Genomic DNA, 13762 nt, shown 5'->3' with positions numbered 1-13762 from the left:
TTATGGAAAAAGACGCAAAGATTTATGTTGCCGGTCATCGAGGGCTGGTCGGCTCGGCCATAGTCAGAAACCTGGAAGCACAGGGTTTCCGCAATCTGGTGTTTCGCACACATGCTGAACTGGACTTAACCGATTACCGGAAAGTAGGTGCTTTTTTTCAAAATGAGAGCATTGATTATGTTTTTCTTGCCGCCGCCAAGGTCGGCGGAATCATGGCGAATAGCAGCTACCCGGCCGAATTCATCAAAGAAAATCTGATGATTGAGACCCATGTGATTGACTGGTCATATAAGACAGGAGTAAAGAAGCTTCTGTTTCTCGGAAGCACCTGCATTTATCCGAAATTTGCCGAACAGCCGATCAAGGAGACGGAGCTGCTAAACGGGCAACTGGAAGCAACCAATGAAGCGTACGCGATTGCCAAAATCACCGGGATCAAGATGTGCCAATCCTACAACGCGCAATATGGAACCCATTATATCTCAGTCATGCCGACCAATCTGTACGGACCAAATGACAATTATGATTATATGACGTCCCATGTGCTTCCGGCGCTTGTCAGGAAATTCTATGAAGCGAAAATGAACCATGATCCTTATGTCGTTGTCTGGGGGACAGGCCGTCCAAAAAGGGAATTTCTCCATTCGGATGATCTTGCGGATGCCTGCATTTATTTGATGAACCATTATGACGGCAATGAAATTGTCAATATCGGAGTCGGAAAAGAGCTGACGATCAGGGAACTGGCGGAGAAGGTTAAAGAAGTGATCGGCTACACGGGTGATATTCATTTCGATTCGTCAAAGCCGGATGGAACGCCGAGAAAGATTGTTGACGTCACGAAGCTTCACGCTCTGGGGTGGAAAGCGAACATCTCGCTGGATCAGGGGTTGAAAAGGACTTATCAGGATTTCCTGAACACATTAAGCAAGGTTGGCAATTGACGATCAAAGGTTGTGAAACTGCTGGCGGAAGATTCTATAAAATAACGGAGGGAAGTACATGAAAAAAGCATTGGTTACTGGTGTAACAGGACAGGACGGTTCCTACCTATCGGAATTTTTGCTGAAAAGAGGTTATAAAGTTTTCGCGCTGAGAAGAAGAACGAGCATGCCGATTTACGTCAACGTGGAACACATAAAGGATCAGCTGGAATGGATCGACGGTGACCTGACCGATCTGGCCTCGCTTATCCGGGCTGTGCAGATCGCCGATCCGGACGAGATCTATAATCTGGCGGCCCAGTCATTTGTCGGTACGTCGTGGAATCAGCCGTTTGCGACAGGGGAGATGACGGGACTCGGCGTGACAAACATGCTCGAGGCCATTCGCCTGATCAAACCGAACGCACGCTTCTACCAGGCGTCCACGAGCGAGATGTTCGGAAAAGTAGCCGAAGTACCGCAGAGAGAAACGACGCCGTTCTATCCGAGAAGCCCATACAGTGCCGCGAAACTGTACGGACATTGGATGACGATCAATTATCGTGAGAGTTTCAGCATGTTCGCCTGCTCGGGGATCCTTTTCAATCACGAGTCTCCGCGGCGCGGCCTGGAGTTTGTGACCCGGAAAATCACGAATGGCGTGGCCAAAATCAAACTCGGTCTTCAGAATGAGTTGCGTCTGGGCAATCTGGACTCCAAAAGAGACTGGGGCTTTGCCGGTGACTATGTGAAGGCGATGTGGCTGATGCTTCAGCAGGACCAGCCGGATGATTACGTTATTTCGACCGGGGAGACCCATTCTGTCAGAGAATTCGTAGAGACGGCCTTTTCATATGTCGGCCTGAACTGGAAAAGCTACGTGGTTCAGGATGAACGGTTCATGCGGCCGGCTGAAGTGGACTTGCTGCTCGGAGATTGCTCAAAGGCTGAGAAGAAGCTGGGATGGAAGAAGAGCGTCGACTTCCGGGCATTGGTTCATATGATGGTTGACCATGACCTTGAACGGCTGCAAGTGAACGAACCCGTCCGCAGAATGGCGCTGTGAGCGAGCCTATGAAACGTCGACTTCTCGTGATAGGTCCCGTCCCCCCGCCGATTCATGGAGAAAGCCTGGCAATCCGGCATCTTACCGAGTCGGAGGACACCAGAGAGAAATTTCAGGTTACAGTGATCAATACGAACAGGAAGAGAGTAAACAGCGGCGGAAAATTTTCGCTTATTAAAATTTTCCAGGATATAGGCAGCGCCATTCGTGTCCGGCGAATAGTCGGGAAAGGGCAGGCGGACATCGTTTACTTATCGATCTCTCAGACGAAACTCGGTCTGATCCGGGATGCGGTCATCATTCTTCTGGTTTCCGGAAAAGTGAATCAGATTGTCGCTCATCTGCATGGAAACAACTTAAAAAATGTCCTGGAATCTCTTCATCCGATCCTGACGAAATTTATTTTTAACATGATGAAAAAAATTGACACGGGTATCGTCCTGAGTCGGGGGCTTTCCCAAAATTTTATGAACTTACCCAAGAGGCTTGAAGTCATTCCCAATGGCATCGGAAGAAATCTTATTCGGGCGCAGGAGATTGAATCCTTTTCTAAGGTGAAAAACGGGGAGGGGCACTGTTTTACGATCCTCTACCTCAGCAATCTGATCGAAGCGAAGGGATTCAGCCATTTGATTTTAGCCGCCATGGATCTGCTCAGGCAGCATGCCAATATTCAGCTGCTGCTTGCCGGCCAGGTTTACGACCGGAAGCTGTTTGAACAACTGATGAACCGGGTCGCTCAGGAACGTCTCGATTCGCGAATCCGTTATTTGGGGACGGTAACCGGGGTCAAAAAAAAGCAGCTGCTTCTGAAGTCCGATGTCATGGCTTTGCCGACCAGCTATAAAATTGAGGGCCAGCCGATCTCGATTATTGAAGGCATGGCGGCCGGCCTGCCGATCATCTCATCCTCCCAGGGAGCAATTCCTGAACTGATCGAGGACAGCGGCATCGTGCTGGACGTGATCAACCGGTACAGCATTGCCGCCGCAATCAAGAGCCTGATCACGGACAAAGCGCTGTATGAACAGTATGCCTTAAACGGCAGAAAAACGTTTTTGAAAAAGTATACGATGGATCACTATATCGAGGGACTTATTTCAGTGTTTGAGAGGGGCGATACGGATGAAGAAAAAAATCTTATTCGTCATCAATTATTTCTATCCTGATCCGGCTTCAACCGGCCAGCTCATTACCGAGCTCTGCCTGGCGCTTCAGGACAGCTTCCAAGTGACAGTCATTGCCGCTCAGCCGGGAGGATACGCCGGAGGAGAAGGCAAGGCCGGCCGATTGATTGAAGTCGGCACACTCGAGGACATTCGGGTGATCCGGCTGAAGCTTCCGAGGGTCGATAAAACATCTAAAATCAGCAGGATCAACTATATTTTTGCTTATTTTATTTTGGCGCACCTGGCATTGCTGAGGGAAAAATCCGTGGATATCATTTATACGATATCGACTCCGCCTGTGTTAGGGGGACTGATCGGCACGATCGGCAAATTCCTGAAGCGTACCAAACACGTTTACAACATTCAGGACTTTAATCCGGAACAGGCGGCTGCCGTAAGCTTCACGAAAAGCAAACTGATTTTTAAGATTGCCCGGCTGGTGGACAAATTCAGCTGCAGACATGCGGACAACATCGTGGTGGTTGGTCAGGACATGGCCGAAACTTTGAAAAACCGTTTTTTGTATCATAAGGTTCCCCGGTATCAGGTGATTCACAACTGGACCGACGAAGATGAAATCGTTCCCCTTCCGAAAACAGAATGGCATGTAAATCGTTTTCTGGAAGAAAACGATTTGAAAGACAAGTTTGTCGTGATGTACTCGGGAAATATCGGTCTTTATTATGATCTTGAAAATCTGATTAAACTGACGAAAGATTTCGCGGAATTTGACGACCTGGCTTTCGTTTTTATCGGCGAGGGGGCTGTCAAAAAACAGATGCAGCAGTTTGTGGATGAAGAGGCCATCAAGAATGTTTTCTTTCTACCTTACCAGCCAAAAGATTTTATTAGGTATTCACTGAATGCGGCGGATGTACACCTGGTCGTCAATCAGAAAGGAATCAAAGGCGTTTCGGTTCCAAGCAAGATTTATGGAGTGATGGCGGCGGGCAAGCCGGTTCTCGGCGTACTGGAAAAAGGAAGCGAAGCCGAGCGGCTGATTGCAGGCAGCAGCTGCGGCCGGGTGGTCGAACCCCGGGATTACAAGGGTGCGGCCGCGCTGATTCGCTCCTTCTACATGATGGACCGCGGACAGCGGGAAAAAATGGGCCTGAGAGGAAGACAATATCTGGAGCAGCATCTGAGAAAAGAACTTTCGATCGGGAAATATAAACAACTGCTGATGGGACTCTGATTGCCTGATCGGATGGCCCTTCAGTCGGAAAGGTTAAAGGTGGTTTTTATGGAATTTTTCATGTATGCCGCGGCTTTTCTATTTTGCATCGATGATTCGCCGTTTATGTTCGGCTCTGGTTATAAACCCATTTCCGTGCTCCTGATTATCGTTTATTTACTTTTCCAGCTGCCCAAACTTTTCCGGCTGAAGTATAGGCGCATTGAGTTTTTTATTTTTGCTTTTTTGGTCGTCTGCCTGCTGATTTCTTTCGTTCAGGTGACTATGAACCATTATCAGTTTGTGGGCCTGATCAACGCGTCCGAGACTCTGGGCAGCGGATTCGCCTGCTACCTGGCCTTCAAGCTGTTCGTAAATGAGTGCGATGGCGACGATACGAAGTTCACGAAGCTGTTTCTGTGGATGATTCGCGGTTACAGCATCGCTGTTGCTGTCGGCTTCCTTGAATTTCTCTACGTCTATGGAGCGTCGAGCGGATTCTTAAGCTCGATCATTCACTTTTTCGTTGAGCGAACCGGTTATATTACAGACGGACGAATACATTTCAGTTTTTCAGAACCGTCTTTTATCAGCCTCCACACGAACCTGCTGCTGCTTCCCGCGGTCGTTATTTTAAAGAATAAAGGGCTTCTGACCCGATACCATAAAATGATTGTCGTTCTGTTTTTCATCCTGTCCCTGTTTTCACTCTCGATCCGGTTCTATCTGGATATCCTGGTCTTTATCGTCGCCTATTTATTCCTGACGTCTAACTCCAGAATCTTTTTCAAACGGATGTTTGTCCTGCTGCTGTCCTGCGCCGCCGTCATCGTCCTGACAAATATGATTTTCGTTCAGAACATATTCGGATTAAATTCCTATCATTTCTACAGAATGGCGAACATGATTGAAAATCCGGGATCGGCGGGAAACGACACATCGACCATGATCCGGGCAACGTATACGAGGATCGGCTTCGAGTCCTTTATGGATCATCCGCTGATCGGATACGGGCTAGGAAACTATCACTATGCCTATGTCGCCCATTTTAATTCCATTAATCCCGCGGATCTTCAAAAAGCCCAGGAACTGAGCAATGCAGTTGATGACTATAATCTGCATACCTATGATATGTTTGCCCGGCTTGCTTCTGAAATGGGATTGCTCGGAATTGCGGCTTTTCTGCTAACTCTGTATTTCGCCCTCAGTCTCCGAGGAGGAAATTTTTCGAAATTAATGATTTTTCTGGTCGTTTATTCCCAACTGCAGTTTGATTCGCTGTCGTTAATCCAGCTGTATTTATGGATTGCATTGCTACAAAGTAAATATATTGCTGACCTGAAGATTGGCTATTCTTTAGATAATCGTCTATCAGAGACAGCAACCCAATACTTTAAAGTGGGCAGTTTTTCAAATCTACCTAAACCAGAAGAACAAGTGGGGATTAATCATGATCACCGTTTATCGATTGTAAAGGAGACTTGAAAAAAATGAAAACATTAATAAGCATAGTGGTGCCCGTTTTCAATGTGGAAAAATACTTATCAAGGTGTATTGAAAGTATCATCCGTCAATCTTATAAAGATCTTGAGATCATATTGATCGATGATGGATCATCTGATCGCTCAGGTCAAATCTGTGATAAATATGGAAAGATAGATAAAAGAATTAAAGTCATTCACAAAAAAAACGGGGGATTATCCGATGCAAGAAATGTTGGGATAGATCTTGCAAGAGGGAACTATATAGGATTTGTTGACAGTGATGATTATATACATGAAGACATGTATCTATTCCTATACAATACAATCAGTGTAAATGACTGTGACATTGCCGAGGTTGGGTATCAGACTTTCTTTCATGACAAAGATATTAAGGACTTGGACAATCATAGTAAAGTAATTCTGTACACGAAACAACAGGCTGTAATTAGTGCGATTGTAAATCATCAATGTCAAACTTATGTATGGAATAAACTTTATAAAAAAGAACTATGGGATAAAGTAAAATTCCCAAAAGGTAAATTATTTGAAGACGAATTTACAACTTACAAGATTTTTAATATATCTACGAAAGTTGCTGTGCTAAATAAAAAAATGTATTACTATTTTCAAAGAGAAAAGAGCATTGCACATACCTTTTCAATAAAAACTCTGGACCATTGTGAAGCTCTAAATCAAATGATGCGCTTTATTGAATCAGAATATCCTGAGGCGCTTCCAATATCTTGCATTAAATATTATATAAATAATCTGTGGCATCTACAAGACTTGCTGATCAATAGAAAAAAAGTAGCTAATTCAAAATGGCTGATAAACGAAATGATAAACGAATTGATGTCATATAGTAAATATCTTGAAAATAAAGAGAAATTTATGAGAACAGCTAATAAGATATTTATGAATGATTATAGCGAGTTGTTGGTACAAAGAAAAAAAGTAAAGATTATATTTTTTTTCTTGAAGAGGTCAGTTTGGCTTTTTTATATTATTTTAAGATTTCGACGGATGGCCAAACGGGTGACAACACTCCCACGTAAAATGCTTCACAGCTAATTACCTGTATTATGAAAAACTCAGATACAATGTACAAGGGTGAATACCATGAGTGTGAAAAAAAATTATTTGTATAATCTTGTTTACCAGATTATGACAATGGCATTGCCTCTGGTTACTGTTCCGTATATTTCGAGGGTATTGCTGGCGAAAGGCGTCGGAATATTTGCGTATACGTCCTCAATTGCGCAGTACTTTGCATTGTTCGGTATGCTTGGTATCGGCATATATGGTAATAAAGTGATTGCGATGACGCGTGATGATAAGAAGGTAATGAGCGAGAATTTCCTCAGCATCTATTTTCTGCAGTTGATCGTCTCTTTAGTTTCCGTTTTTAGTTATCTGATGCTTGTGTTTTTGATGATCCGAACAGACCAGGAGATTGCGCTGATTCAAACGGTTACTCTGCTGGGTACAGTAATCGATTGTACCTGGTTTTTCAGTGGACTGGAGATGTTCAAAAAAATCGTAACTAGAAATATTTTGATTAAGTGTTTGTCATTAGTTGCCATATTTTCCTTTGTGAAGGGACCTGGTGATCTGTATTTGTACACATACATCATGTGCCTGTCTACTTTTTTTGGACAATTAATTATGTGGTTCTACATCAGAAACCAGATTGTTCGTGTTAAAATTACCTTTCGGGCCGTAAAAAAACACGTCAAGCCCGTCTTTATTTATTTTCTTCCGCAAATTGCCATGCAAGTCTATTTTGTGCTTGATAAAACAATGATAGGTGTACTGTCCAGCAAAAGTGAAGTAGGCATCTATGACTATGCAGACAAAATACAGAAAATGGCAATCGCTATTGTTACCTCACTTGGAACCGTCATGCTGCCCAAAATGGCGCATACCTTTATAATGGGACAAACGGATAAGGCCCAAAAATACATTTTGAAATCTTTAGACTTTTCAACGTTGCTTGCCGTACCGATCATGTTCGGTCTGGCGGGTATTGCGCAGGAATTCATTCCATGGTATATGGGAAATGGTTTTCTTAAATGTACGGTCGTCCTTATTATGATCAGCCCTACAATTTTTTTAATGGCATGGAGCGGGGTATTTGGCAGTCAGTATTTATTGCCGCTCGGAAAAATGAAAGAATATACGGTTTCCTTATATATCGGAGCTATCGTCAATTTCCTGCTCAATCTCGTTTTAATAAAATCTTACGGATCGATCGGCGCGTCCATCGGCACTTTAGTGGCTGAACTGTCGGTTACGCTCGTCCAGATGTTTTTCGTCAGAAATGATATTCGGTGGAAACAAATGCTCCCGAAAACGCTGCTTTATTTATGTGCCGGTGTTGTTATGTATACGTTTGTGCGATTCATCGGTCATTCCATGGGTGTTTCCATCGTCACAACCTTTGTCCAGATTATTGCCGGAATCTTCTCCTATACGGCGATTATCTTGACAGTTGAATATGCTGGGCACGGTGGAATTATTCTGGAGGAAATCAGAAAGAGAAGGCCAAGCTATAGGGGAAACAGCTAAGTGTTTTTTGGAGCAAGTTCATTGATCAACCCATTCACATATTGATGAAAGCAGGTGATCCGCATGCGCCATCGTTCACATACAGGAAGCTTTTTACTCATCGCTATCGTGATTATTTTTGCACTGATCATGGGGTACGCTGTCGTTCACCGGACTAAATCAGCAACACCCCCTTCTTCATCAGCTGCCAAAACATCAAATGGTGATATTCATACTAACCCCGCTTTCTTTCAGGCGAAAGACTTCCATGTTACCGGCGACGGAAAAACGGATGATACGGATGCCATCCGAAAAGCGATCAGAGCTGCGGCTGCCGTGAATGGAACGGTTTACTTCGGAGAGGGCATTTATCTCGTTTCAAGTCCCATCAGTATTCCCAAAAACGTGTCGATCATCGGAGCAGGTAAAGAACAGACAACCTTTAAATCTGTAAATAAGAATACTGATCATGTGTTTTCTCTTGACGGAAACCAGACTTTACAGGATATTGGGTTCGACTCTCAGATCGGTATTATGCCCTTGGGTGATAACATCAATATCGATGAATGCAAGTTTAAAAGCAGCGTTCAAGGCATCCAAAACGCCGTGACGGTACGCAATCTGACGGTAACCGATACGTTGTTCGAGGGTTCCGGATATTCCATTCTTTCGAACAAACAGCCAAGCTATAACGTTAGAATTATTAACTGCCAGTTTCTGAACAACAATTCGGATGATATCGAAATTAATGCCCCTAGCGACGGATGGACGATTGAAAATTGTGTTTTCAGCGGGATCACCAGCAACACAAGCAATGCAGGTTTTGGCGTGGGTGTTGCAGTTGGTGCCCAGAATATTTTGATTAAAGGCTGTCTCTTTCAAGACATAGCTGGCCAGGGCATTCACGCTGAAGCTCACTCGCAGGTTATGGTGTCTAATTGTACCTTTCAGAATAATGGCTATGTGAACTATCCGGGAAGTCCGAAAGCGGACATTGCTGTTCTATCTGAGGCCAACGTCTCGGTTTTCAATTGTGTTTTTCTAAAATCAACAAAAGAATACAGCAACCTAGCGATCTATAATACGGACATTCCTGTTGGCGGAACGGCGATGGTTCAGTCATCGCGATTCTCCGGGAAAAAGATCGATACACAAGTCAAATCGATCAATAACAGGTTTTTAAAGTAAGACGAAATTTATTAGAAAGTTGCCATGAGAGACATGGAAGGTGAATATCATTTGAAAACAATCTGTTATTACGTTTCTGATTATGGATTCGGTCACGCGGCAAGAAGTATCGCTGTTATACGATTCTTGTGCAGGGTAAGAAAAGATATCAGAGTTATCATTTGTACCTCTTTTGCTTATTCGTTTATGAATGCATCCCTTAAGCAGTTAATTGTTCAGAGACAAGTTTCTATGCGGCAAGTGCGTAACGACATGGGCTATATTTTAAAGCGTGATTCACTGATTCCCGATAACGAGTTGTTAAGAAAAGAGTATGATGCTTTTGTACATCGGATGTCTGAATCCGTTGAGGAAGAAATAGAATTTCTCAGAAACTGCAAAGCGGATCTTGTGATCGGGGATATACCGCCTATCCCGTTTAAGGCGGCACATTTATTGTCCATTCATTCAATCGGTATTTCCAATTTTACATGGTATACGGCTTATCGGGACGCGCTCTCTGAAAAAGAGTTGCAGCCGTTATTTGATTGCTATACACAAATGGACGATTTTTTTGCTTTGCCTGGAAGTCAAGAGCGGCCTTGGGGACAAAAAAGAAATCGGGCATTTGGTTTTTTTTCGCGTTGCACGGAGACTGAGGATGTAAGAAGCATTCAAACGCGTGTTAACCCCGAAGGCAGCAAAAAAATCATTTTTTTCGGACTAGGTATGAAAATAGAAACCGAAGACCTGACGGCTTATCCATTATGGAAGAGCAAAAACTGTGTTTTTATCGTTTCAAATCATACTCATGTTGAAGGAGACAACATTTATAAAATACCAAGCGGCTATAATGAAACTCAAAATTTCATTGCAGCCAGCGATGTTGTGATTTCAAAACCAGGTTGGGGAACAATTGCCGAGGCTGTCTGTACTAATAAACCGCTTGTTCTTGTTGCAAGAGAAAATGTAACCGAAGATCGCAATACCATAAATTATTTGCAAAGACATAATGGATGTGAATTGGTTAAATGGGAATCGCTCAAAGACTATCAGCTGCTTCCCGAACGTTTGAGTGACTTGAAAAAACCAAAAAAGACAAAGGCATTCGATTCTTATTTTAATTTGTCTATTTTGGTAAATGAAATCACTGCTGTTCTGGATAATAGAGCGTTAAAAACTTTTTAAATCATACACAGACAGGGCTTTAAAATTAGAAGCAATTATCGGGAAATTATATTAATTAATTTTTACAGAGGGTAACAGGATGCTTAATCCTTTACTGTTTAGGCAAATTCTTGAAAAAGAAATTGAGAACAGTAGTAAGAAATCATCAATTGGTATCCTGAGAAAATTTGATTACTGGCATCAGTTGAGCAATAGCAAACCGATCTATATTTTTTTTAGCTCCGTTTATTATTCGATAAGGGGATTTGCAAAGGAAAAAATAAACAAAGCATGATCAGCCTTATCATGAGAGAAACTTGATACCGATGAAATAATGCCTGAATTTCTTTTTTTGCCAGCGGACTTCCGCTTTCACCGGACCAAGATCCGGTTTTGCATTCAAAACGATGGTTTCATTCAGATTAAGTGGGAACGTGGTAAGAATCTGGCAGCCGCTGACGCTGATATCCTTAATGACAACAGGCTTTTGCTCAGGATCAATCGTAAACGGCCGTCGCGGTCCGTCATCAGAAAACGCAACAGCAGCTTCCATGGCAGCGCGGCTGATTTTGGTTTCAGGTATACGAAAAATGTATCCATCTAAATGTACCGATCGTCGCAAGTTCTGTCTTTTCAGTGCTTGGGGGACTTTGAACGATTTTCTGAGAAAACGGGCAAGTGTTCGGACGGACCCTGTTTTGTCTTCCAGAAAAGGTCTCTGGGACTGGACAATGTTAAAGAGATAATGAATAACACGACTGTACTGCCGGTCGCTCAGTTCCTCGAATTGAATGCCGACAGACTCATCGCCATCCTGGCTTTTATGGGAAAGCCATACTAAGCGGCAGGGCAGAGTGCCGATTGGATCGATAGCCAGCGATCGGATGGCAAACTGTTCATATTCGTGGAAATGATCAGAGGCAAAGGAGAGACGTGCCCCGGAATCGCTCATATCGACGATTGTCACCGGTAATGAGGCATTCCTTTGTTCGTCTGTGAACTCAATCCGGCCGGGACGGTTGACACGAAAACGCTCTCCTCTTCTGAATCTCGGCCGATTGACGGCAACGGTCAATGACAGCGCAAGTCCGATCATATTGTAAAAAGCCCAGAAAAGATTGAAACTGACTTCATTCACTCGCAGGTTGTGAAAGAAGAAGTAATCAATCCCGATTTTGGTAAAGGCGGCAGCCGTCATGATCAGGCAGAACAGATGCGGCATCACGGTGGACAGATGAAAATGTCTTTTTTCTGAATTCTGCCCTTTCGGTGTCACTTTAAAATTCAGCTTTTTTCTGAAAAAAAGTTCCGATAACGCCGAGAAAGCGAGAGACGGGGCCATGGATGTGTCATAGATGTGGCTCCAGGTCATGCTGCGCTGCCCCCGCGAGACAAGGCGGAATGTCAGGTAGCTGCCGAGAAAGGAGGGCAGCCAGAAACAGGCAAGCGAGTAAAGGTCCGTTTTAAGAAAATAGACACCAAACAGCATATAGATCAGCGGGGCGAGAATATAGACTAATTTAAAAATGCCGAAAAACCAGTAAACAATACCGTCAATATAAAGCAAACGCTGCATAAATGATAAGCCGGACAGGGTCAGCGGATTCCATTTTCTCGCGCACTGAATATTGCCACGGCACCACCGGTCGCGCTGCTTCAGCATGTCGCCCCACGATTCCGGAGCGAGTCCCATGGCCAGAACATCGCCGACAAAGAGTGTGCGGAATTTCTTGGCCTGTAGGATCATGCCAGTGGCCATATCTTCCGTAATGACACCCGTCGCGAACCCGCCGATTGCTTCCAGAGCGCTGCGGCGGAAAACCGCGTTGCTGCCGACAAACATGACGGCGTTGAAGCGGGCTTTACCGGCCTGCAGCGTTCGCATAAAGAAGTCCTGCTCGTTAGGCAGATGATCGGTTGAAAATGTATTGAACTGGTATGGATCGTCATTGTAGAATGCTTGCGGAGTCTGAACGAAAGCGACTTCCGGATCCGAAAAGAGGCCGATGGTCCGCTGAAGAAACGGCGCGAGCGGAACCATATCCGCGTCAAGTGTGACAATAAATTCTCCCGAAGTATGCTGAAGCGCGTGATTCAGATTCCCCGCCTTGGCAAAAGAATGATCTTCACGTTTCAGATAATGGACATGGAACTGCCCGGCCAGCTTTTCAACCGTCTCACGGCTCCCGTCGTCGCAGATATAAATGTTGAGACGTTCTTTCGGGTAGTCGAGGTTCAGGCAGCCTGCGATGGTTCTTCTAAGCACGTCGAGCGGCTCATTATAAGTGACGATAAGCACGTCGACCATCGGCAGTTTTTCAAGACTTTTAAGCGGCACTTCTTTTTTTCGGGCGGGTTTCCAGACGAGTATGTAGAAGACGCACAACTGAAGAAATCCGATGAATTCGGTGATCCACAGCACCATGCCAGCCGCAAAACTGATCGATCCGATTGAAGGAAGTGTGAAGAAAGCGCGCCAGATCAGATAAATCATGCTCGTTAGCCAGCAAATGAGAATAAGAGGTTTCTTAAAAAGATTTTCCCATTTCAAGCTTAAGAAGAAGAATAAAATCAACAGATTGATTACACTGGCAGGATAGATTAAAGATGAGTATGACATAGAAGCTCCTAGCAAATAATAAATAGATTCCTGTGCGCATGATTCTATTATAATGAAAAAATCCGACAAAAGGCTAGACGACTTTTGTGCTAATTAAAGGGAGCGAAACTGACGACTACAATGGATTGAACAGATTCATTCACGGTAAGTCTATTACATGTGTGGTGTCTAAAGGTGTTGCAGATAGGCAATCGGCGGTTGAGACAGCTCCGTCCTATCCATGATTTCCACATAAATTTAATGGCATTCTGGATGAATTTTTTGTGAAGCATAATCTTTAATATTAAAGCAAATTTTATAAGAATCGCTTAATCAGCCACTTTTGAGATTTCTTCAGGAGTGTTTTTTTTAATTGAGAACAGTTGCTTTTATCATTCAATAAAATACACAAATAGTTAGCGATTCGTTGATTAACCGACTGCTTCATTCAATATAAAAGTCTTAC

The 13762-nt window shown here is 43.9% G+C and carries 10 protein-coding genes; 9 read left to right on the top strand and 1 reads right to left on the bottom strand.

What is annotated here, in order from left to right; translation table 11 throughout:
• Positions 1-2: 2 nt before the first annotated feature.
• From IEX81_RS10340 to IEX81_RS10300, 9 genes are all read left to right on the top strand, one after another.
• The gene (locus IEX81_RS10340; RefSeq protein WP_188803019.1) at positions 3-944 is read left to right on the top strand and encodes a GDP-L-fucose synthase family protein; all 942 of its coding nucleotides are present in this window, start codon (positions 3-5) and stop codon (positions 942-944) included.
• Between the two features lie 58 nt (positions 945-1002).
• Positions 1003-1989: a GDP-mannose 4,6-dehydratase gene (gene gmd, locus IEX81_RS10335; RefSeq protein ID WP_188803018.1), complete on the top strand. Its 987-nt coding sequence runs from the start codon at positions 1003-1005 to the stop codon at positions 1987-1989.
• Between the two features lie 8 nt (positions 1990-1997).
• Entirely contained in the window at positions 1998-3158 is a 1161-nt protein-coding gene (locus IEX81_RS10330; RefSeq protein WP_188803016.1) for a glycosyltransferase family 4 protein, read from the top strand.
• Positions 3115-4353 carry a glycosyltransferase family 4 protein gene (locus IEX81_RS10325; protein ID WP_188803015.1) on the top strand — a complete coding sequence of 413 codons (1239 nt, stop codon included), beginning with the start codon at positions 3115-3117 and terminating at the stop codon, positions 4351-4353. Before IEX81_RS10330 ends, IEX81_RS10325 begins: the two co-directional genes overlap by 44 nt.
• A 48-nt stretch (positions 4354-4401) precedes the next feature.
• Positions 4402-5817 (top strand): O-antigen ligase family protein, encoded by a 1416-nt coding sequence (locus tag IEX81_RS10320; protein WP_188803014.1) that lies wholly within the window; start codon positions 4402-4404, stop codon positions 5815-5817.
• 5 nt (positions 5818-5822) lie between these two features.
• The gene (locus IEX81_RS10315; RefSeq protein WP_188803013.1) at positions 5823-6887 is read left to right on the top strand and encodes a glycosyltransferase family 2 protein; all 1065 of its coding nucleotides are present in this window, start codon (positions 5823-5825) and stop codon (positions 6885-6887) included.
• 48 nt (positions 6888-6935) lie between these two features.
• Positions 6936-8384: a flippase gene (locus IEX81_RS10310; protein ID WP_188803012.1), complete on the top strand. Its 1449-nt coding sequence runs from the start codon at positions 6936-6938 to the stop codon at positions 8382-8384.
• 63 nt (positions 8385-8447) lie between these two features.
• On the top strand, positions 8448-9551 hold the full coding sequence (locus tag IEX81_RS10305; RefSeq protein WP_188803011.1) for a glycosyl hydrolase family 28-related protein: 1104 nt from the start codon (positions 8448-8450) through the stop codon (positions 9549-9551).
• A 24-nt stretch (positions 9552-9575) separates the two neighbouring features.
• Positions 9576-10718: a glycosyltransferase gene (locus IEX81_RS10300; RefSeq protein WP_188803010.1), complete on the top strand. Its 1143-nt coding sequence runs from the start codon at positions 9576-9578 to the stop codon at positions 10716-10718.
• Between the two features lie 283 nt (positions 10719-11001).
• On the opposite strand, the gene IEX81_RS10295 is transcribed toward IEX81_RS10300, so the two are convergent.
• A complete protein-coding gene (locus IEX81_RS10295) occupies positions 11002-13191 on the bottom strand; it encodes a glycosyltransferase family 2 protein (protein WP_229727559.1) in 2190 nt (729 codons plus the stop codon).
• Between the last annotated feature and the right edge of the window lie 571 nt (positions 13192-13762).

Origin of the sequence: Sporolactobacillus putidus (assembly GCF_014647035.1) — a bacterium.
GTDB classification, from domain to species: domain Bacteria; phylum Bacillota; class Bacilli; order Bacillales; family Sporolactobacillaceae; genus Sporolactobacillus; species Sporolactobacillus putidus.
This window is presented reverse-complemented; position numbering and strand designations above follow the sequence as displayed.